This window comes from Bowmanella pacifica, assembly GCF_014645355.1.
Taxonomy (GTDB): Bacteria; Pseudomonadota; Gammaproteobacteria; order Enterobacterales; family Alteromonadaceae; genus Bowmanella; species Bowmanella pacifica.
This window is the reverse complement of record NZ_BMLS01000001.1, coordinates 498,566-520,367: the sequence shown is the minus strand read 5'-3', so window position 1 is coordinate 520,367 and position 21,802 is coordinate 498,566. Positions and strand designations below refer to the sequence as shown.

The 21,802-nt window shown below is 49.2% G+C and carries 13 protein-coding genes; 5 read left to right on the top strand and 8 right to left on the bottom strand.

Annotation, left to right across the window (positions count from 1 at the left end; translation table 11 throughout):
• Positions 1 to 68: 68 nt before the first annotated feature.
• From IEX02_RS02090 to IEX02_RS02070, 5 genes are all read left to right on the top strand, one after another.
• A complete protein-coding gene (locus IEX02_RS02090) occupies positions 69 to 1,223 on the top strand; it encodes an AGE family epimerase/isomerase (RefSeq protein ID WP_188689577.1) in 1,155 nt (384 codons plus the stop codon).
• A 248-nt stretch (positions 1,224 to 1,471) separates the two neighbouring features.
• Positions 1,472 to 3,073 carry an AbgT family transporter gene (locus IEX02_RS02085; RefSeq protein ID WP_308422477.1) on the top strand — a complete coding sequence of 534 codons (1,602 nt, stop codon included), beginning with the start codon at positions 1,472 to 1,474 and terminating at the stop codon, positions 3,071 to 3,073.
• Positions 3,074 to 3,095: 22 nt separating this feature from the next.
• Complete coding sequence (gene hemH, locus IEX02_RS02080) at positions 3,096 to 4,172, top strand: ferrochelatase (protein WP_188689571.1); 1,077 nt, start codon at positions 3,096 to 3,098, stop codon at positions 4,170 to 4,172.
• 79 nt (positions 4,173 to 4,251) lie between these two features.
• Complete coding sequence (locus IEX02_RS02075; RefSeq protein ID WP_188689568.1) at positions 4,252 to 4,992, top strand: substrate-binding periplasmic protein; 741 nt, start codon at positions 4,252 to 4,254, stop codon at positions 4,990 to 4,992.
• Between the two features lie 53 nt (positions 4,993 to 5,045).
• Entirely contained in the window at positions 5,046 to 5,498 is a 453-nt protein-coding gene (locus IEX02_RS02070) for a hypothetical protein (RefSeq protein WP_188689567.1), read from the top strand.
• 34 nt (positions 5,499 to 5,532) lie between these two features.
• On the opposite strand, the gene IEX02_RS02065 is transcribed toward IEX02_RS02070, so the two are convergent.
• The 8 genes from IEX02_RS02065 to IEX02_RS02030 form a co-directional block, all read right to left on the bottom strand.
• Positions 5,533 to 7,398, bottom strand: a complete 1,866-nt coding sequence (locus tag IEX02_RS02065) for a GGDEF domain-containing protein (protein ID WP_188689564.1) — start codon at positions 7,396 to 7,398, stop codon at positions 5,533 to 5,535.
• A 60-nt stretch (positions 7,399 to 7,458) separates the two neighbouring features.
• The gene (locus tag IEX02_RS02060; RefSeq protein ID WP_188689561.1) at positions 7,459 to 7,839 is read right to left on the bottom strand and encodes a response regulator; all 381 of its coding nucleotides are present in this window, start codon (positions 7,837 to 7,839) and stop codon (positions 7,459 to 7,461) included.
• Between the two features lie 15 nt (positions 7,840 to 7,854).
• Positions 7,855 to 9,675 (bottom strand): hybrid sensor histidine kinase/response regulator, encoded by a 1,821-nt coding sequence (locus IEX02_RS02055; protein WP_188689556.1) that lies wholly within the window; start codon positions 9,673 to 9,675, stop codon positions 7,855 to 7,857.
• On the bottom strand, positions 9,641 to 10,597 hold the full coding sequence (locus IEX02_RS02050) for a GGDEF domain-containing response regulator (RefSeq protein WP_188689553.1): 957 nt from the start codon (positions 10,595 to 10,597) through the stop codon (positions 9,641 to 9,643). Before IEX02_RS02050 ends, IEX02_RS02055 begins: the two co-directional genes overlap by 35 nt.
• Positions 10,598 to 10,614: 17 nt before the next feature.
• A complete protein-coding gene (locus IEX02_RS02045) occupies positions 10,615 to 13,494 on the bottom strand; it encodes a tetratricopeptide repeat protein (RefSeq protein WP_188689550.1) in 2,880 nt (959 codons plus the stop codon).
• Positions 13,495 to 13,736: 242 nt separating this feature from the next.
• Positions 13,737 to 14,030 (bottom strand): hypothetical protein, encoded by a 294-nt coding sequence (locus IEX02_RS02040; protein ID WP_188689547.1) that lies wholly within the window; start codon positions 14,028 to 14,030, stop codon positions 13,737 to 13,739.
• A 25-nt stretch (positions 14,031 to 14,055) separates the two neighbouring features.
• Complete coding sequence (locus IEX02_RS02035; RefSeq protein WP_188689545.1) at positions 14,056 to 14,877, bottom strand: SAM-dependent methyltransferase; 822 nt, start codon at positions 14,875 to 14,877, stop codon at positions 14,056 to 14,058.
• A 142-nt stretch (positions 14,878 to 15,019) separates the two neighbouring features.
• Complete coding sequence (locus tag IEX02_RS02030) at positions 15,020 to 21,610, bottom strand: ATP-binding hybrid sensor histidine kinase/response regulator (RefSeq protein WP_188689542.1); 6,591 nt, start codon at positions 21,608 to 21,610, stop codon at positions 15,020 to 15,022.
• Between the last annotated feature and the right edge of the window lie 192 nt (positions 21,611 to 21,802).

Sequence of the window (21,802 nt, the reverse complement as noted above, 5' to 3'; positions counted from 1 at the left end):
AAAAGCGGTTGCAACCCGGCTGGCGTTCAATATCATCTGCCCATCGCCAATGGCCGGATCTTCATACAATGACAAGCAATGCCCCTCTTATACAAGCTACTGAGAAATTTGCCTACTGGATGCAAACGTATGCATTGCCACTTTGGCAACAACAGGGTATTGAAGCCTCCTCTGGGGCCAGTGCCGAATGTATGAATGAAGATGGCCGGGGCGCTTTTGCACCGGACAGGCGCACCAGAGTGCAGGCACGTCAGATGTTTACCTTCGCCGCGGCCCATCAGCAAGGCTGGTGCCCCCAAGGTCGTGAGGTGGTAGAGGGCATTCAGCGGTATCTGGACACTTATGCCCAGCATCCAACATACCCAGGTGCTTATGTGTTTAAGTTGGATGCTGCCCATCAAGTGGTGGATGACAGTTTGGATACTTACGACTGTGCGTTCTTTTTACTGGCTTGGGCTTATCAGTTCAGCGTGTTGGGCGATATGCAGGCAAAAGTGCGGGCTGACCAGCTGCTTTCATTGCTGGATAAGCAGTTTAAGGGAAAGCCAGCAGGCTGGCTGGAAGGTAGCCTGGGCGGTACACGTCGTCAGAACCCGCATATGCATTTATTTGAAGCCTTTCTTGCCTGGTATGAAGCCAGCAAAGACGCTAAATGGCTGGCCAGAGCCGCCGAGATATTCAGTTTGTTTGAACTGTGCTTTTTTGATCATCGTCACGGCGTGCTTTATGAATACTTCCAGCAGGACCTGCGCCCTTTGAGTTTTGCTGAAGGACAGGCGGTAGAGCCTGGTCATCATATGGAATGGGTGTGGTTGTTGCGTCGGTACCAGCAATTTACTGGTGCCCCGGTGGACGAATATTGCCGGGTTCTGTATACGCGCGGCTTGCAGTTTGGTCTGGATAGCAACGGCTTATTGTATGATGAGGTGGACAACCTTGGCCGTGTGAGCAAAGGCGCCAAACGTTTGTGGACAGTGACTGAGCTGATTAAAGCGCATCTGGCCCAGGCCCGACATGGCTGGCCCGGAGCCGAGCAGGCTGCCGCCGAGGCTATTGATGCATTGTTTAAGCAACATTTGTGTAGTGCGGTGCCGGGTTTTTATATTGAGCGATTGAATGACAACAACCAACCCGTGGCTCAGCAGGCACCGGCAACGTCCATGTATCATTTAATGATGGCGTGCCTGGAAGCCTGCCATTACCGGCAGGAATTGTTGGTCTAAATGATTGAAAACAAGGGTCTTAAAGGTATTTTCGAACAAGTCAGACCTATTGGCAGGTATTGGTCCTCTAACCTATGTATAGGTTAGATGGGATACACATCTGGATGTTTTAACTATTGAGTACAACGGCGTTTTAGAGGCCAAAAAGCCTCACAAAATAAGGCTCTTACGTCAAATTCTGACTTTGGCTGGTTTTTTGCTAGACTATGCGCGTTTCACCTTTTAGACAGAACCTGCGAGGACATCCTTTGCTAGCAGAAAATACCAATAGCTCCGCCAATAAGGAGCAGATCAAAGACGGTTGGTTCAACCGTTTTCTCGGCACCGTGGAATGGCTGGGTAACTTGCTTCCACACCCTATTACTCTATTTGCCTGCTTTTCTTTATTTATCATATTGTTAAGTGGAATCCTTGGCTATTTTGAAGTCAGCGTACCTGATCCTCGGCCTCTGGATGCGGCCGGCCGCGATCCGGACGGCATGATTGAAGTTATCTCTTTGCTCAGTGCAGAGGGATTACAACGCATAGTGACAGGTTTGGTAACTAACTTTACCGGCTTTGCCCCTCTGGGCACTGTGCTGGTGGCACTGCTTGGTGTTGCAGTGGCGGAGCATTCTGGTTTGTTGTCAGCCGCGATGCGTGGATTGGTGCTGAAAGCACCAGCTCGTTTAGTGACTTTTACTGTGGTGTTTGCCGGTATTTTATCTAATACCGCGTCAGAATTAGGCTATGTGGTGTTGATCCCTATGGCCGCGATGATCTTCCATTCCTTGGGGCGTCATCCATTGGCCGGGCTGGCCGCCGCGTTTGCCGGGGTATCCGGCGGGTATAGCGCTAACTTATTTTTAGGTACTATCGATCCCTTACTGGCGGGTTTAACCACTGAAGCTGCGAAGATGATCGATCCCGAATATGTGGTGGGTCCCGAGGCTAACTACTTCTTTATGTTTGTCAGCGTCTTTATGATTGCGATTTTAGGCGCTGTGATTACCGAAAAAATCGTTGAACCCCGTCTGGGTAAGTTTGACGCCTCCCAAGCCGACGCTAATCTGGAAAGAACCGAGATGCAGGCGCTGACCGAGGTGGAGCGACGTGGTCTGCGAAATGCTGGCCTGGCCTTGCTGGCCGTGTGCGCGGTGTTATGTCTTACTATTATTCCGCAGTTTGGCGGTGTACTGCTGCACCCTGAAACAGGTGGTCTAAAAGGCTCCCCTTTCCTTAAGGGAATTGTGGCCTTTATTTTTGTCACTTTCGCTATTCCAGGCTTTGTATACGGTAAAACCGTCGGCTGCATGAAGAATGACAAAGATGTGATTAATGCCATGTCTCAAGGTATGAGTACGCTGGGAATGTACATTGTACTGGTGTTCTTTGCCGCGCAGTTTGTGGCCTTTTTCAATTGGACTAATCTGGGCACAGTATTAGCGGTTAAAGGCGCGGCCTTACTGACGGCGCTGGGACTGGACGGTCCGGAAGTGTTTGTCGTCTTTATTCTGATGTGTGCCTTGGTGAATTTGTCGCTGGGCAGTTCTTCTGCACAGTGGGCGGTAACCGCACCCATATTTGTGCCTATGTTGATGTTGGTTGGCTTTGCACCTGAGGTGATTCAGGCGGCGTATCGTATCGGTGACTCGGTGACTAACCTGATTACACCCATGATGAGCTACTTTGGCTTAATTCTGGCCGTTGCCAGCCGTTATCAGAAAAATCTGGGTATAGGTACATTGGTTGCCACTATGTTGCCTTATTCAATGATCTTTTTCGTGGGTTGGACGGTATTGTTCTATCTGTGGGTGTTTGTACTGGGTATGCCGGTAGGGCCTGGTGCGCCGACTTATTACACACCCTGAGCTAAGTGATTAAGGATGCCGTATGCGTTATCGCAACAGTGACAGTTTTCGCCATGAGCAAGCCGACAAAATCGGGGTGTTGATCACTAATCTGGGCACCCCAGATGCACCGACTAAACCGGCTTTAAAGCGCTACCTGCGAGAGTTTCTATCTGACCCTCGTGTGGTTGAAGCTCCGCGTTGGCTGTGGTGGTTAGTGCTGAATATGGTCATCCTTAACATTCGTCCTGCTCGCAGTGCCCATGCTTATCAGACGGTGTGGACACAGCGGGGCTCACCGCTGTTGTTTCACACCGAAGATCAAGCCCAGGGGCTGCGTCAGGTATTAGCTCAAGAGTGGGGGGATAATCTGGTGCTGGATTTTGCTATGCGCTACGGTAATCCTTCTATCGACACTGTGGTGAACCGCATGTTGGATCAAGGGGTGCGCAAGTTGCTGGTTGTACCCCTATATCCTCAGTATTGCGCGTCCACTACCGCTTCAACCTTTGATGCACTCAGTCAGTGCTTACGGCAACGCCGCTGGATGCCAGAGGTACGTTTTGTCAGCCACTACCATGACGATGACGGCTACATAAAGGCGCTGGCCGAGTCCATTCAGGCGCATTGGCAAACCCATGGTCGGGCCGAGCGTTTACTGTTTTCCTATCATGGGATACCGCAGCGTTATCTTGACAACGGTGACCCTTATCATTGCCAATGTCTGAAAACATCCAGACTGGTGGCAGAACAGTTGGGGCTGGAGAAAAATCAGTACCTCACTGCATTTCAGTCACGGTTTGGACGTGAAGAATGGTTGAAACCTTATACTGATGAGACCCTAAAGGCCCTGCCATCCGAGGGGGTGAAGTCGGTGCAGGTTGTTTGCCCGGGGTTTTCCGCAGACTGCCTGGAAACCATAGAAGAAATTGGCGTGGAAAATCGTGATTATTTTCTCGAGGCGGGTGGCGAAAGTTATCAGTATATCGCGGCACTCAATGCTGAACCGGGACATATTCAAGCGCTGTCGACGCTGATCCGGAAAAACCTGCAGGGGTGGCAAGTTACTGATACTGCGGTTTTGCGGAAGCAATTAGCCGAGGCTCACTGCAAAAGATAGGTTATCGTCTGGCAGTGGCGCGATGTCAGATCACTGTGCTACTGTGTTTGCCTAGTCACTCTTCAATCACAGTGGACGTATGAAGTGTATCTGTAGCCTGTTTCTGGCGCTGCTATGTGCGCAGGCACAGGCCCTCCCCGAACTGGTTATTTATACTCAGAACCTTGAGCCCTACCATTATATGGAAGAGGGGGAACCACGCGGCATCAATTACGAGTTGGTGCGTCAGGCGCTGGAACAGGAAGGCGTTAACTATCGTGTCGAGCGGGTAAATTGGGCCAGAGCGGTCAAGTTGGTTCAGGACACTCCCAACACAGCCTTGCTTACCTTACCGCGTAATATTCATCGCGAAACCCAGTTTAAGTGGGTGGGGCCGCTGTTATCGTCCCAACCCTACTTTTACCGCCTTAAGCAAAATGATGAAGTACAACTTAGTACGCTGAATGATGCGCTGAGTTTACGTATTGCTGTGGTCCGAAATGGTGAATGGCATCAACGTCTGTTAGCCCTTGGCATGAATGAAGGGGAATTATTGTTTCCCGTTACACATATTTCTGATACCTACAACATGTTGTTTTTGGGCAGGGTGGAACTGATTCCAGGCTCTGATATAACCATGCCCTTTATGGCCAGAGAGGCAGGTTATGGTGCCGAACTACTCACCCCAGCGTTAGCGTTACCAAAGCGCTCTATAGGCAACCATCTGGCGTTAAACACCCATGCCGATGCACAGTTGGTGCAAAGGCTGAACCAGCGAATTGAGCTACTCAAGGCGCAGGGCCTGCTGCATAAGTTGAAAAACCAATACCAGTTAGATTGAATCTGGCATTTGATTTGCTCTACAACAGCTAGAGTAACCTGCAGGATGCAGTGATGCAGATAAACACCAGTACTTATCCACTTCAGGGCGGTGCCGCGGCGGCAAATGCCAGCCCAACTGTTGCCGCAGCGCGGCAAGTCGTTTCAGCCAACAGCAATGACGATCAGGTGTCATTGACGGAACAGTCTAAACAACAGGCCTTTATGGCGTCGATGCTGGACAATATGTTGGCTAAAAGACTGGGCATTGATAAAGAAAAAATTGATGAGTTGAAAGACAAGATTAAAGAGCTTGAGGATGCCATTGACGCCATGAAAGCGAAGGGCCCGCTAAGCGCCAAACAGCAGGATGAACTGAATGTTATGGAGCAAAAGCTGGATGACCTGAAAAAGATGCTCGAAGAGTTGATTCGTGAGGCTGCCGAGCGCGCCGCCCGCGAGGAGCGTAAATACGACGCCACGGGCGATAAGATCGCCAGCTACAAAAGTATCTTGGCCCTTGGCTAATAGTTGTGGGCGCGTTAATGGCCGCGGAGCAGCATCAGGCCGCTTTATCAATAACCAATCTGTTGCGTCCGGCATCTTTGGCTGAATAAAGGATTTTATCTGCCCTGGCCAGCAACTCAATGGCGCTGCGCGGTGGTTTATTGCTTACCAGGCCAATGGAGATGGAAACCTGAAGTTCGTCAAGCTGCATAATGTCGGCGATCCCTTCACAGCGTTTTCTCAGCCTCTCTAATAGTGAAGCGGCATCTTCGGCATTGGTATGAGGTAAGGCAATCAGGAATTCCTCGCCCCCTATGCGGCCGATAATATCCGTGTGCCGTAAGGTTTGAGTGCAAAGTTTGGCAAAGTGTTTGAGCACCTGATCCCCTCCTTGATGACCCAAACTGTCATTGATTTTCTTGAAGTGGTCCAGGTCAACCAGTGCGACGCAGAAATCCACCTGATGGCGTTTGGCCAAATCTGCCTGTAACTGAAGCAACTCAAGGGTTTTACGTCTGTTTAATAAACCGGTCAGGGCATCTGTGTCGGCCAATTGCTGTAAGGCCTGTTTATGCAGTCGTTGACGGTGAAATAAAATAAGCAACAGACAGAGGATAAAGCTTAAGCTGATAAACAATACCTGCAGAAGCCGGTTGCTGCGTTGCTGATTGGCCAATTGCGCGAGTTGCAGCTGATTTTGAGCTTCCAATAATTCATTCTGTTGAGCTTGCGCTTCGAGTTCATAACGACTGCGCAACTGATGAAGCTGCTCTGTGCTTTGCTTGGCAAGTAGCACTTGGTGCTTAGTATTAGTCTGGGCTAATGCTTCATAAGCTTGTTGATATTGACCACTAGCAGCCATAATCCTGGCAGCTTGTTCGTTCAGGGCGATTTCCTGTAGTGGCATACTGTCTGGATTCAGTGTTTGCCTGGCTTGTTGCAAGTATTCTGTGGCTAACTTGGTTTGCTGTTCCGACAAATAGATACGTGAAAGCAACAAGGCGCTATCTAGCAGCATGTAGGCATTTTGGCCTTGTTCAAATAAAACCAGGGCCTGTAATGCGGATTGTTTGGCCAGTTCATGCTTGCCGCTTCGCCAGTCTAGTCCTGCCAGCTCTTTTAGGGCATAGGCGACGCCTTGGTTGTCATTTATACGCCGGGACAGATCGGCGGATTCCTGCAGTTGAGCTCTCCCTAGCTCGGGATTGCCGGTATTCTTATTGGCGCGTCCTAAGCCATACAAGTAAATGCTCAGACTTATCCAGCTTTGTTGTTCCCGGTAATATTCTACGGCTTCGGCGAAGTAGGGCAGGGCCAAAGCGTCTTCCCTTCGGTATTCGTATACTAAGGCTATTGAGCCGGCTAAATCGGCTTTTACAACCCATGCATCATGTTCTGGGGCCAGGTTATATGCACGCTGTAAGTCTGCCATCGCCGCGATATAGTCGCTCAGACTGGTCAGCAGAAGCCCCCTGGTCATCAGCGCTTCCAGAAGGAGGGGAAGGTGGTTGTGAGACTCTGCCCATACTATGGCCTCATTGGTTTTATCCAACCCCTTGGCTGGTGTTCCGTTTAAATCCTGGGCGAATGCCATACTCAAATGTAACTGATGGTAAAGCCAGGGTTGTTGATAGGGGGTTATCAGGGCTAGGCCAGTTTGTGCTTCTAAAATAGATTGCTCCGCCATGATTAAAGCGGCGTATGCCTGACTCTTGAGCAAATGATATTGCACTTGTGTTTGCCCTGACATGGGCGGTTGAGCGGCCAGAATCTTAAGCAGTTGGTCAGGGTCTGATTTAATCAGGCTTTGCCACTTTCCAAAAGGAACCTCTAACTGGGTCAATCCTGATGTAGGCGTGGCTGACACCATCCCTGTTATCAGCAGTACTGCCAAAATGCCGGCTTTTAATAAACTGTGCACGCGCAACTCCATTGTCCCTGGTCGATATGTAGGTGTTCTGCTGCTGCGTGTCAGTCTGGTTCAGGCAGTCGCGCCAAGAAGTTTATCAACAATGGCTTTAATTTTCTGCAAATGAAAGGGTTTCAGAATAAATCCTGATGCACCCAGTTTAATGGCTTCAGTGACATAGTCCATACTGCCATGGGCGCTGACCATAACGACTTTGACGTTGGCATCCAGCTGTTTCAGTTCGGACAGAATGGCTAAGCCGTCTTTTCCTGGCATCTGGATGTCTAAGAAGACAATATCTGCATGGTTTTTCTCATAGATGCCTACCGCCGTATCACCACAAGAGGCTTCAAGCAGATTGCAATCAAACATACTTCTCAGGGCGGTACGAAGAAAGGCTCTGACATCGGCATCGTCATCAACAATCAGGGCCGTCATTTCCTGGTATGACATAACACACTCCTAGCATCAATCTGTGGGTAAACTATCGGTATTGGCAATCAGTTTCTCGACTTCGGATCTGAGTTCATCGAGTGCCAGGGGGAGCTTCTCTATGGGGAGATGATTTTCCAGTTGCCTGGCCATCTCGCTAATCTGTTTAAACTGAAACAGTGCTGCGGTGCCTCTGAGTTTATGCGCCAGCTGTTCCAACTGTGACACATTGTTTTGCTGATAGGCTTGCTGTATAGCGCGTAAATGGGCTGGTAAGCCGCGTACAAATTGCGCCATCAACTGGCGCATTTCATCATTTGGCATAACCAATTCTTTTGGGCTGGATATACCGGGAAGATACTGCTGTAACAGCCGGGCGAACTTCTGGCGGTCTATGGGCTTGGAGAGATGGTCGGAAAAACCCGTTTGCAGATAGGTTTGAATGTCTTCGCTCATTACATTGGCGGTGAGTGCGACGATGGGGGTGCCAACGCCCACGGCGCGTAGCAGTTTGAGTGCTTGCAGGCCATCCATGACGGGCATGTTGATATCGGTAAATATCAGGTCAAACTCCTCTGCCATCGCCGCTTCCATGAGTTGTTGGCCATTTTCCACGGCTTTTACTTCCAACCCTTGGCTTTGTAGCATTCGGGTCAGTAACTGCCTGCTTTCTGTGGAATCCTCGGCCAGCAAAATTTTACCGCGCAGCATGTCTTTATGCTCTTGAGGTTCGACATTGACAATGGTTTGCTCGACTTGCTTAAGCTGGATAAATAGTGTGAAGCAGCTTCCTGCGCCAGGTTCACTCTCCAGGCTAATCCGGCCAGAAAGTTTACTGGCCAACTGAGCAGAAATACTCAGGCCCAGGCCAGTACCGCCAAATTCTCGCGTGATAGAGGAGTCGCCCTGAGTAAAGGGCGCAAATAGCTCAGCCTGGCGCTTTTTATCAATCCCCGGTCCTGTGTCTTTGACTTTGAAATATAATTGTTCAGCGTCGGCGCCAACCTCCAGGCTGACCTTACCTTGCTTAGTAAATTTGATTGCGTTGGAAAGCAGATTAACCAGTATTTGCTTGAGGCGTACCGGATCGGTGAGGATTTGGTTGGGCAGTGCATCACTCAGTTGGATGGCGAAAGCCAATTGTTTTTTCCGTGCACTGTCTTCAACTAGTGTCTGGACTTCGTCAATCAACGCGGGAAAATTCACTGGCAGTAAGGTTATCTCCATTTTCCCTGCTTCAATTTTGGACAAATCCAAGACGTCGTTAAGCAGGGCCAACAGATGCTTGCCACTCACGCAAATGGCCTGAACCGCTTGTTTTTCATCACCCTTGAACTCATCGGCTAGCAAGGCCTCGGCATAGCCGATGATACTGGTTAGTGGAGTACGGATCTCATGGCTCATATTGGCGAGAAAGCGACTTTTTGCCTCGCTGGCGCGGCTCAGATCCTGTGATAATTCTTGCAACACTCGACGCTGCCGCACTATCTCAAGTTGCGTTGCAATACGGGCTTTCACCACGTCAATATTGAAAGGCTTGTGAATATAGTCCTGCGCGCCTAAGCGAAGGCCTTCTTGTTCTTTTTCGGGGTTATCCAGACCGGTAATGAAGATGATAGGGATATCTTGGGTGGAGGGGATGGACTTAAGAGTGCGTAGGGTGTCGAAGCCATCCATGCCTGGCATCAGTATATCCAGCAGAATAAGGTCCGGCTGCAAAGCAATAGCTTTTTCAACGGCCTGGTTGCCGTTTTGGGCCAGAATAATGCCGGTATCCTGGCGAAGAAAGTCGCTCAGTAGTCTCAGGTTGGCCTTTTCATCATCAACCAACAGTACCGTTGGGCGAGCTGTTGTCATGCTGGATCACTCCCTGTTCTTCGCCAAACCACAATACTCTGTTCTTGCCCTGGTGCTTCGCCAGGTAGAGCATATCGTCCGCCAGTTTTAACGCATCCTCTGGTCGTGTATTCATGCTTGGCTGGCAAGTCACGCCACCAATACTAACCGTGACCTTATGCTTGGCATCGCTGTATGGTTTTTCCAACTGCAGGGTCTCTATGGCCCTACGACAACTTTCCATCACATCCATACTGCCTTTTTTATTGATTTCCGGCAGTAGAATCACGAATTCCTCACCACCGTATCGAGCAACGAGATCTCTGGGACGCTTTAACTGCGCCGTGAGTTGCATGGCGACTTCTTGCAATATCTTGTCGCCGATGGCGTGCCCGTGGCGATCATTGAATTGTTTAAAGTTATCAATATCCACCATGACCAGTGACAACTCTGACTTATTTCGCATGGCGACGCGCCACTCTCGATGCATGACTTCGTTATAGCGACGCCGATTAGCAACGGAGGTCAATGGATCAATATTAGCCAGTTTTTCCAACATTACCCGCTGCCGGGCTAGCTGCAAATGCAGTTTTATTCTGGCCAATACCACGGCGGCATGAAAGGGCTTCTGGATATAATCGCAGGCGCCGAGCAGCAACCCCTTTTCTTCGTGACTGACATCGCCCAGTGATGTAATAAATATAACCGGGATTGCGCAGGTTGCAGCATCATGTTTGAGATGGTTGATAACTTCAAAGCCATCCATATCCTGCATTACCACATCCAGTAGAATGAGATCGGGTGCAAATTCGCCGGCTTTACGTATTCCCTGCGGTCCGTTCTTGGCCAACACGATTTCGACTTCATCACGCAGTATGTCGCTGAGTATTTTTAGATTGGTCTTTTCATCATCGATGATCAGCACCCGCTGTTTCGCCAACATGTGTTCGGGTCCAAAAATTAAGAGTTCATCACTCTGTCAGTGTTGATATTTTCCTGTCCCTGTAGTTCTTTCAGTAGGGCCTTGGTTAACGTTGCGGCTCGCTCGTATTCTACTTCTTCCACCTTTTGAGCAACCTCAGCTAGGCGTTCAGCAAAGGGGCTGCCTTCCATCATATTTATCAGCACGGCTAGTTTGTCTTCGACGGTAAAGTCAGATTGTTTCAGCAAATCTAAAACTTGCCGTAGTTCTTCCATGAGATCGACATCTGATGTCGGTGCTTGCTGCTCGCTTTGTTCTTTCAACATAGGTGCCAGGGCTGTCAGCAAGGTTTCCAAATCGTCGGCGATAGCCAACACGGCTCTTCGATCACAAGGGCCATGCTCCAATATAGGTTCCAGTGTACTGCACTGAGCTGATATGCCAAGGGCGCCAATATACGCGCTGGATGATTTGAGTGAATGAACCAGCCTGAACAGCACGTTGAATTGCGCATCAGCCACATGCTGACGCAATTGTAGGGGAGTGTTTTGTTGGTCACGGTAGAAAGAGCAGAGCAAGGTTCGATAGAGCTCTGCGTTGCCCCCTAACCGGATAATGGACTGCTGCACATCCAATCCTGCAAACTGTTCATTTTGCCAGCCTTGAAGATTATCGCTTGGTACCTCTGCTATGGCTACAGTACGCTCGGTGGGAAGATGTTCTGCCAAGATGCTAAACAAGCTGCCGTGGTCAAACGGCTTGGACAGATGTCCATTCATGCCCGCCTTTAAGCTCTTTTGGCGGTCGACTTCCATGGCATGAGCGGTCATGGCAATAATAGGTATCTGTAACTCCATATCCTGACGAATAATCACTGCGGCGGTCAGACCATCCATAACGGGCATTTGAATATCCATTAAGACGGCATCGAAAAATTCACTCTGAAGCTTGCTAATGGCTTGTTGGCCATTTTCTGCTACCACCACATCAATGCCGGTTTTCTTTAGAATACCTAAGGCCACCTGACGATTGACGTCATTGTCTTCCACCAGCAGTAGACGATATTCTGACCAATCGGGGATGGTTGGCTCGCTGGTGAGCTCTTTCGCTTCTAAGGGAGTTTCCTGCATTGGTTTTAGCGGTAAGGAAAATCTGAAGGTAGCACCTTGCCCAGCTGCGCTTTCTACCCAAATTTTGCCATGCATTAAGTCGCAGAGTTGTTTACAAATCGCCAGTCCCAAGCCTGTTCCGCCGTATCTTCGGGTGATGGAGTCATCAGCTTGGCTAAAGCTTTGGAAAAGTGCATCCTGTTGATCCTGACTCAGGCCTATGCCGGTGTCACTGACCGCCCCTTCGAGTATCACTAACTCTGGATTGTCCGGTAATGGGCGAGCACTAAGTTCGATGGTGACCTGGCCGCTTTCGGTGAATTTCACAGCATTGCTGACGAGATTGATTAGTATCTGTTTGATTCGCCAGGGATCGCCTAATAATTGCGCTGGCAGGTCGGGTGAAATTTTCTCTTTTAGTTTCAGTCCCTTGGCCCTGGCTTGCAGCATTTGCATGTTTTGCGCACATTTAACCAGTTCTCGGGGCGCGAAGGGAATAACTTCGATGGCCAGTTTGCCTGCTTCTATGCGAGAGAAATCCAAAATATCATCGACCAGCCGTAACAGGATTTCTCCGGCATCCAGTACATTCAGGAGATGGCTGCGTTGTTCGTTGGTTGAGCGCGTTTCTAGTGCTAAGCGACTCAAACCGGTAATTGCATTGATAGGGGTGCGAAGCTCATGGCTCATTCTGGCCAGAAATGCAGACTTTGCTTCAGTGGCGGCTTCTGCTTGATGACGAGCGATACTCAGTTGCTTGCTGAGTCTTGCCAGGCGGCTCTTCTCTCGTTGCATATACATGGACCAGAGCGCCAGAAAGCCCAACATAAAAAACAGCAAAGCTGCCGTTAACCAAGCGTTCTCACTGCGTTTTTGACTGATCTCCCGTTGCAGGTTTAAAAGACGGTTTTGTTCTTCTAGTTCTGCAATCTGCGCCTCTTTTGCTTCGCTTTCGAACAAGGCTTTCATTACCGTGAGCTTAGTGCGTGCTAACTCACTATTAAATTCGCTTTGCAGGGTTCTGGAGGTTCTCAATGCTGCTAGTGCTTGCTTGTCCTTTCCTTGCGCTTCAAAGATCTCTGATTGGGTCTGATAGCTTATGGCTAGTTCGGATTTCTCACCTAGTGTACTGGCTAGGGTAATGGCTTCAGATACCCAATGCTCAGCATCCCCATAAACTCCCAGGTAATTGAGGGACCTGGCCATACGATGCATGGTAGGGACTTTGATGTACTCAAGGTGACTTTCATTGATCGATGCCAGCACTTGCTCAAACATTGTCAGGGCTTTGTTATATTCGCCTTTTTCAACCAGCGCTTCTCCAATGGCATTCATGGCGAATGCAATCCCTAGTTTATCTTCTTCCTTTGTATACTGTTCAAGGGCCCTCTGATACGCGTTCAAAGCCTCGGGTATCTTTTTTTGGGCTAACAGTACATCGCCTATCCCTAAATCCGCACTAGCGTGGCCGCTGTCATCCGTGGCTAAATCTTTGTATTTTTCATAGTACTCAAGAGCAATGGAGTAATTGCCTGCTCTTTCATAAGTATTGGCCATGTTGTTGTAGCAGTATCCTAGGAACTCATCGTTGCCTAATTGGGAATAGATAAGAACGGCTTGCTGATATTTTGAAATGGAATTTTGGTAGTCCGATATTGTTTGCAGCACATTGCCCTGCAGCATATAGGCCCTGGCCAGCACATCATCAACATTGTGTTTCTTGGCAAAATACTCGGCTTTCTTGGCATGCTCCATGGATAAGTCGTACTTGCCGAGAAAATAATAGGCATAGGATGTCGCGTTTAACACTCTTCCTTCTAGCCTGGGCTGTGGGTGTTGTTTGAAGAACGCCGCCGCTTGTTGGGCAACAGTTATGCTTTCATTTGGTGACTGTCTAGCCAGCCGTTCGACTTCAGTTGCAAACCAGATGCCATCAGTTCGAGTAATGGTAGAAAGGGTCGATGATTCACCTTCATGCGCCATTAGCCCAAAGGCCAAGATTTGGCAAAGGAAAAACAGAATAATGAAAGTAAATGATCGACCCATGAAAGTTAATTATTTCTGTGCGCGTTCTTAACTACGATATTTGACTTATTGTCTTTATTTCCGGCTGTTTTTTCTAAACCTTGCCAGTCCTTCGTATTAAGTATCAAGGCCTTAGCCATTTTTTGGCGTAAGGTTTCGCTATCCATCGATAGAAATTGTTCAGCATCTTCAACTCCTGCATCCGCCAGCAAGCGTCGACGATTAGCCGCTAACTCAGCGGCATTGCTACCAGAATTGAAGGCATTCAACTTTCCGGCGTTAGTAGCCAGCTCAATGTAGAAACGACTCAGGTTATCCATAAGGTTTTCCTTTTGTTGTTATGGTTTAGATTTCACTTTCTACTGCTTCATACTCATCCCAATGATGAATATCCTGTTCCGTCAGACCTAGCCAGCTCAGGCGGTCTGCGGCAAATTCGGCAGGTCTGCAGGCAGGCACATAAAGGGTGGTAACTGTATTGACCTCTGCATTTGGCAATGCTGACAAAGCTACCCAGTCTTTTTTCGGCTCATAGCCAGGAAATATCGGCGCCTCATACAAGCATACTCGATGGTCAGCTGGATAATCCTGCAGCAGCAAGCGGGTAAGTGCTGCTAAGCCTTGCTCGCCTGGCTTAAAATCTTCCATACTGTGCTCACCGGTTAGGCCAAGTTGCCATAATATTAAGGCGGCGCTGCTGTCTACTTTGCGGTGGGTTAGCAGGAAGTGTGTCGACTCATAGGACTGGCTGCCGGTATCGGCAGGATCAAGATCCAGGTCGGCATACAAACAAGCATCCGCAGAAATACCAGGGAGCATCTTTATCTCATAGCCTAAGGGGGCTAGCGCTCGACTGGCCATACGTGTTGAAGAGACAAATACCCCGGGGTGGCCATAAAATACGGTGCAGACATCCTTATCCTGCTTTACCAGCTCGATAATCCGTTTGGCCATTTGCTGGTAGATCTCTGGTCGGGAGAAACCCATAGTATAGAACCGACCCAGATGTTCGGTATTGGGGTTGAGCTGCAAAATATGCTGGATGGATAACGGGTTTGGGGCAACCAGAAGAACCACTTCAGCCGTCTGGATCAGGCTTTGTGTTTCCAAGGTCATATGGCCAGGATGTAGACCGCACCCGGCAATTGTAAGACGACCTTTTTTCATCGGCGTTCCCTCTGTCATTATTATTTATTGTTATCCTTATCCGGCAAGCATAAAAAACAATCATGCCGTGCGCAATAATTTAACACTTTTGTTGGCACGACTTTCGGATAGTCAGTCGCTAAAATTAAGCCGCGCTGTGGTATCAACCTTTGTTTAATTGCTCGATTAGCTGTCCAGCCATACTGGCGGCCTTTTCGTATTCAATGTCGCCAACGCGTTGATTGATGCTGGCTATCTGCTCGGCAAAGGGCGTATCCTGCGCCAGGCTTATTAGCTTGGCCAGATTCTGCTCTGCGGCAAAGTCGGATTGCTGTAGTAGCGGTAGCAAAAGGTTTAATTCCTGCTTAAATTGCTCCGCATTAAATTGACTCACCATTTCATCATCCCGTTGCATGGCGTATAACGGACTAAGCTCGTCCAGCAACTGTTCCAGCAGATGACAAATCGTAGAGAGTGCTTTTTCATCACAGCTGTTTTTAAGCAGCAAGTTTTCCACTTCTCCACAGCGTTTGGATATGTCAAAGGCTCCGATATAGGCCGAGGTTGATTTTAATGAATGCACTAAGCGAAGCAGCTCGTCCAGCTTGCCGGTTAACATCAATTGCTGTAACTGCAGCGCGGTTTCCTGTTGTTCAAAATAAAAGTCATGCAGCAGGCTAAGGTACAACTGCGACTTACCGCTCATATTGTCTATGGCTTTTCTGCTGTTTAAGGCTTTTATGCGTGCAATCTGTTTTAGCTCTGGTGCGTCGTAGGATTGTTGTGGCACAGACTCGCTGACTGACGGCACCTGGTTTTCGGCTTGAAGTTGGTTAACCAGTACCTGAAAGAGAATATCTGGATCCAAAGGTTTACAGATATGCTCGTTCATTCCCACTTCGAGACTTTTTTGCCGGTCGGCCTCCATAACATGGGCGGTCATGGCCACCACCGGGAGTTCGGCGAGTTTTAATTGGTGGCGGATCAGGTTGGTGGCTGTCAGGCCATCCATATGAGGCATCTGTATATCCATCAAGACCAGATCGAAAGGCTGCTTTTGCAGCTTCTCTAAGGCCACCAAACCATTCTCGGCGGTGTCTATTTTTATTCCAGTGTCTTTCAATAAGCCAACCGCAACCTGACGGTTAATGGCATTGTCTTCTACCAGTAGAAGATGGTAACGACTTAAATCCGGGATCCCTATCGGTTCCTTTTGTAACTCTGGTTCATGCGTTCGGCGTTGACCGGCCAACACATTGGTCAGCGCATCCACCAAGGTCGAATGGTTAACGGGTTTTTCTAAAAACTGAATAATCCGGGTGTCACCGAGCTGCTTTCTGGCATCTTGTTTATCGTAAGCGGTTACCATTAAGATGCGAGGTGAATCTGTCAGGCCTAGCTGTTGTATGTGCCTGGATGCTTCAATACCGTCCATGTGAGGCATGCGCCAGTCCATCAATATCGTATGATAATGTTGCTGTTCATCCGCAGCCTGGCGAACCATCTCGATGGCTTGGGCACCGCTATCAGCCTGATCCGCCTCGATACCTAGCTCTTTTAACAGATCCACCAGTAGTTTTCTGGCCAGGGGGACATCGTCGACCACCAGTATTCGCATTTGCGCCATGCGCTTGGCGCTAAATAATGGCTGGACTTCGGACTGACTGGAACGGCTTAGCGGTAGGTTAACGTGAAAGGTTGAGCCTTTACCCAGTTCACTGTCGAGCCAAATCTGGCCATCCATTAATTCACATAATTGTTTACTGATGGCCAGCCCTAAGCCGCTACCTCCGTATTTACGGGTGACCGAATCGTCGGCTTGGGTAAAGGATTGAAACAGCCGACTTTGTTGCTCTTCGCTCATCCCTATGCCGGTGTCCCGCACACTGATGTGTAGTTGCAGCTTGTCTTCACCCTCGGGTTGCCCCGTCACATGCAAGTGAATTAGACCTTGTTCGGTAAACTTGATGGCATTGCTGAGCAAGTTAACCAATATCTGCTGAATTCTGAGTGGGTCCCCCATCAGTACATCGGGCAAGTCGCGGTCCACGTCACACAATAACTCCAAGCCCTTACTATGGGCACGAAATGCATTGAGGTTAATACTTCGTTGCAGCAGTTTCTGCAGAGAAAAACTGCAATGCTCAATGCTCATCTTGCCGGCTTCAATCTTCGAAAAGTCGAGAATATCGTTAACCAGACTCAACAGCGTCTCACCGGATTCCTGAATATTGTTGATGTAATCCAGTTGCTCGTTATTCAGTTCGGTTTTTATGGCCAGCCGGCTCAGACCGATAACGGCATTGATGGGAGTCCTGATTTCGTGACTCATTTTCGCCAGGAAGGAGGACTTGGCCTGTGTGGCCTCTTCAGCTTTAAGCTTCGAGGCGGCAAGCTCGGCGGTGCGTTGTTGAACTTTTCGTTCCAGATTGCGGTTGGCTTCTATGACCTTATGGTAAAGGCGGGTGTTATCGAACATCACGGCAGTTTGATTGGCCAACAGTTGCAACACGTTGACCCTGTCGAACGGGAAGGCGCCTGTCATGCTGAAGTGTTCCAGATACAAAATACCCCGGTAACTACCGGTGACAATCACCGGAATACACAACAGCGACTGTGGGCGTCTGCGCTGTAAGTAAGGATCGCGGGCCAGACTGCCAGCCTGGCTGAGATCATTCACCAACTTGGGTTTAAGCGTTCGGCTGACCAGCGTTAACAAACTCTGCGGAAGTTCATCCTGGCCTCTAAGTTCAGGATAACCGGCACGACTTTTCAGTACCCCCTCATCATCGACAAACAGCAAGCTACCCGATTGAGCGCCGGCATTTTCGACAATGATATGGATCATTTTATCCAGATAAGCCCGCAGATTGACTTTACCGCTGAGGGTTTCGGAGGCCTTGAGAATAGAGGCTAAATCCAAATCATCACTATGCTGCGTGTTGCCTATGTCAGTGGTTACCGCATTGCCAAGACGCAGGCGCATATGCTGGGTTTTACTTTTAGCGCCCCAAAGCTGATAACTTTGATATGCGTTGGCTTGTTGCTGCTTGGCAAAATCCTGGTTACCCATCTGTGCCCAATAGTCGGCGTAGCGCTCTTCTGCGATAGCTTGATGCTGTAGAAAACCCGCTTGTTGCGCGGCGATAATGGCGGTCTGATACTTCTGCCATCCACCTGCTTGGTGGTCTAACCTAGCCAACTCGGCATCCAGCAGCATGACTTTATGTAAGTGATTGTCAGGCGCGCTGTCAGCCCAGTTGCTTAATAATGCTCGTTTGCTGGTTAAGACCTGATACCACTCGTCATCTTTGTTCTGGCTCAGTCTGGCGGCCAGCAGGGCGGCAAATAAATGAAACTCGGTCTGGTGATAAAGCGAAAATGCCACGGAAGCGAGGGGCTCTGCCGCGCTGTAGTGCTCGGTGGCCATGGCCAGATCGTCATGCAGATAGGCCAGAATTAACTTAGCACTGTGATAGCAGAACAAGATGGTCAGGTTTTGCGTCTGCTCTAACACCTCAACTTGCTTAGTCTCGTCAAAGGCGCTGCCACATAAATGCAGTGGCTGGCCTTCTTCGCTGCCTAAGTTCATTACGCACTGGCGCCATAGGTCGATAAATTCAAGATTGTAAGGTATGCGCTTATCTGCGATGAAACGCGCATACTTGTCCATTTGGCTGATTACCCTGTCCAGCGGAGCGCCGCTTAAACACAGGTAGAAGCTGTAAAACAGAGCAGAATGCACGGCAAACTCAATATTGGCGTCATCCATCGCCAGATAAATATTACTCTCCAGCCTTTCCAGGCTTTCACTTAACGGAGCCACCCAAGGGAGCACTGCGGCCGCTTTTTGAAACTGCACTTCCGGGGTGTAGCGATGTTGATATTGCTGGTCAACCTCAATGGCCAGGTTGGCAAATTGCAGGGCTTGCTGAAATTGGCCAAATGCACCGCACAGAATAATAGCATGGGAGCCATAGGCCCGGCTCGCCGGTGCCGAGTTGCCTTGTCTGACACTTAGTTCAACCATGGCGTGGGTCACCATCAGGTAGTGCTCCGGGCCAAGAATAAAGGCGGCGGTAGAGATGACATTCAGTGCTTCGATGGCAAGTTGCAATGCTTCGTCTGTCAGAGGCGGGTTGCTTAGCAGCGCCTGAATATTATGCTTATCATAATGCTGCTCTAAATCCAGATAACGTGCGCCAATACCGCTTGGATCTCGGATATCGAAGCCGGCCTCGATCAGTACCTGTGCCCCCAACTGATAAACGGCAGCTAACTGGTTTTGTCCGAATAAAATCAGCAGTTGTAATTTAGTAACCCGCAGCTTGTCGGTTAACCCTTTGACCTTTTCGAGTAGGTTCTGACATAAGTGACTGGCTTCTTCATAGGCCTGAGTCAGATAAAAACTGCTGGCCATGGCCAGGTTGGTTCTAAAACACAGTTTATAATGTTGGGGCCAGTCGCTTTCTTCCAGAAAACTCGTGGCCAACTCCAGATAATCCCGCGCGGCGGCGTAAGCATTAGCCGCCAAAGCTTTCTCCCCAGCCCATAAATTAAATGTTGCCAGCGACAATTTGTCTTTATCTTGCAGATACAGGTCGGAGGCCGCATTCAGGTGGCCGACAAATTCCAACACCTGGTCGGCTTGCTGACTATCGGAATAGTGGTCTAAGTAGTAGCTCCCTATGGCCAGGTGGATTTGGCGTCTGGCTTGGCTGTCATTGAGCTTAAACGCGGCCTGCTGAAGCCGATCATGATTGAAGCGTACACTGACAATTTGCGTGCCTTTGCTGTCAGTAAAGGCGGTCATTATGCCCTCGTCGACAATTTGGGCGATATGGTTCTCCATCTCCTGCGCAGAAAAATCTAAAAGGGTTGCCAGTAAATCACATTGGCTGGAACTGCCTAGCAGGGCGGCAATACCCAAGAGCGACTTGCTGCTGGGAGAGAGTCGAGCAAAGCGCTGCGTGGTTAGTTCGACCAGATTGTCGGTGATTTTTTGTTGCTCAATATCTGCAATGTTCCAACACCACTGCCCGTTGTTATCACGCGTCAGCAAAGCCTGATCGTGCAGGGCGAGTAAGAATTGACGAACAAAGAAGGGGTTGCCGTTGGTCTTTCGCATCAACAGCGCTGCCAGTGGAGCAAGTGCATCCTGGGACTGATCTAATGTATCGGCCAGTAACTCGGTGATCATCTCGGTCGGTAGGGCACTGACCTGCATCTGCTCTGTGTGGCCTCCTAGTTCAGCAATTTTTTGCAGGCTATGTAGTAGGGGATGTGTCCCCGTGACTTCATTGTCACGGTAAGCCAGTATCACAAGCAGATTATCTATTTGTTTGTCTTTAAATAACTCTTCCAACAATTTCAGGCTGGCAGTGTCGGTCCATTGCATATCATCCAGGAATACCACCAACGGTCGTTGCTGTTGCGCAAATAGCTTAAAAATTCGTACCAGTAGTTTGCTGAATCTGGCGTCCTGATAATCGTTGGCTAATCCATTATTGGTCGAGCCTGTAATAGGTTGCCACTGCGGCATAAAAGCGCTGAGCAGATAAGCGTCGTCGCCGGCCGCCACTTTAAGACTTTGCTGCCAGTGCGCTAATTGCTGGGCATTTTCCAGCAGTAATTGCTCGGCCAACTCTGAGAGTGCCTCCAGCACGGCGCCAAACAAACCGTCGCGCTGATATTGCTCGCATTTACCTCTGATAAAGTAGGCGTTTTTCAGCAATTTGGGATGATCTAGCTGTTCAACAATGGCGGACTTACCGATACCGGAATAGCCCTTCAGGCACAGCAAGCGACTGCTGCGTTGCACTTGGACTTGTTGAAAGGCGTTCAGCAGTTGCCCAATTTGTGCATCCCGACCATAAAGTTTGCTTGAGAAATGCAAACGTTGGCTACCTAAGGCGACAGACAATGGAAACGCCGGAATGCTGGCGGATTGTTGCCACAAGGTTGTGCATCGCTCTAGATCGTCAACCACACCACGGATATCGCCATAGCGATCATTCGGGTTTTTGTTCAGCAAGCGCGTGATGAGCTTACAAAGCTGCGGCGGCAACGCAGGGTTGAGCTCTCGCAACGAAGGTGGTGTGGAAGCGATATGGGCGTGGATTAATTCAATGCCATCCTCTGTTTCAAAGGGAAATTGATCCGCAGCCAGAAAATAGCAAAGGGCACCCAACGAATACAGATCGGAGCGGTTGTCCATCGGACAGTTTACCCGTCCCGTGGTTTCGGGGGCCATCGCCCTGAGCTGGTTAATATCGGGTTGAGATTTCGGGCCATGGTGGCTGACCTGGCTGACAATACTGGGGTGACCAAGATCGATAATGCTAAGCTGCTTCTCCGTTCCCGACCAATACAACGAACGGGGGTTCAGATAACCACAGATAAGCTTATGACTATGAATTTCTTGCAGGGCGTAGGCCAAGCTCAGCATGGCTTGTAGCCGTTCGCCTATATCCTGCTTGGCTAATCGGGCACTAAATTGCCAAAGATCCAGATAATTGGCCGGAGCGGATAATACTTCGTGGTAATAACCAGCCTCAATAAAGCTAGCTCGCAGGGTTGGGCTGAAACTGAATTGGGGGAGCTCGGTGTTTGGTAATGCGTTCGAGAGTCCCGGGTTTTGCTGTTGTTTAATAAAAACAGGCTCACCGGAAGTAGCCACTGCTTTGAACAGTTTAAGGTTAGTGTTTAAAGCCGGCAGTTCGCTAAGGCGTGTGTACTCGTATAATTTTTCCATGCCTATACCAAAACGGCCCGATGCAAAATGAGAAGCTTACTGAACATTAAGTGTCTTGTTAAGATACTCAAGTATCGCTTTTTACGACAGAAAATTAACGCTTTTTTAAATTGTTTACCTTGAATATAACAAAGTGCCTTGGGAATCTGCTAGGCTTGCATCGATACCTCTTGATGAATTAGTCAGCGGTTC

Coding starts and splice junctions, on each gene's coding strand:
- IEX02_RS02090 (WP_188689577.1), top strand. CDS start 69: ATGACAAGCAATGCCCCTCTTATACAAGCTACTGAGAAATTTGCCTAC.
- hemH (WP_188689571.1), top strand. CDS start 3,096: ATGCGTTATCGCAACAGTGACAGTTTTCGCCATGAGCAAGCCGACAAA.
- IEX02_RS02075 (WP_188689568.1), top strand. CDS start 4,252: ATGAAGTGTATCTGTAGCCTGTTTCTGGCGCTGCTATGTGCGCAGGCA.
- IEX02_RS02070 (WP_188689567.1), top strand. CDS start 5,046: ATGCAGATAAACACCAGTACTTATCCACTTCAGGGCGGTGCCGCGGCG.
- IEX02_RS02060 (WP_188689561.1), bottom strand. CDS start 7,839: ATGTCATACCAGGAAATGACGGCCCTGATTGTTGATGACGATGCCGAT.
- IEX02_RS02055 (WP_188689556.1), bottom strand. CDS start 9,675: ATGACAACAGCTCGCCCAACGGTACTGTTGGTTGATGATGAAAAGGCC.
- IEX02_RS02050 (WP_188689553.1), bottom strand. CDS start 10,597: ATGTTGGCGAAACAGCGGGTGCTGATCATCGATGATGAAAAGACCAAT.
- IEX02_RS02040 (WP_188689547.1), bottom strand. CDS start 14,030: ATGGATAACCTGAGTCGTTTCTACATTGAGCTGGCTACTAACGCCGGA.
- IEX02_RS02035 (WP_188689545.1), bottom strand. CDS start 14,877: ATGAAAAAAGGTCGTCTTACAATTGCCGGGTGCGGTCTACATCCTGGC.
- IEX02_RS02030 (WP_188689542.1), bottom strand. CDS start 21,610: ATGGAAAAATTATACGAGTACACACGCCTTAGCGAACTGCCGGCTTTA.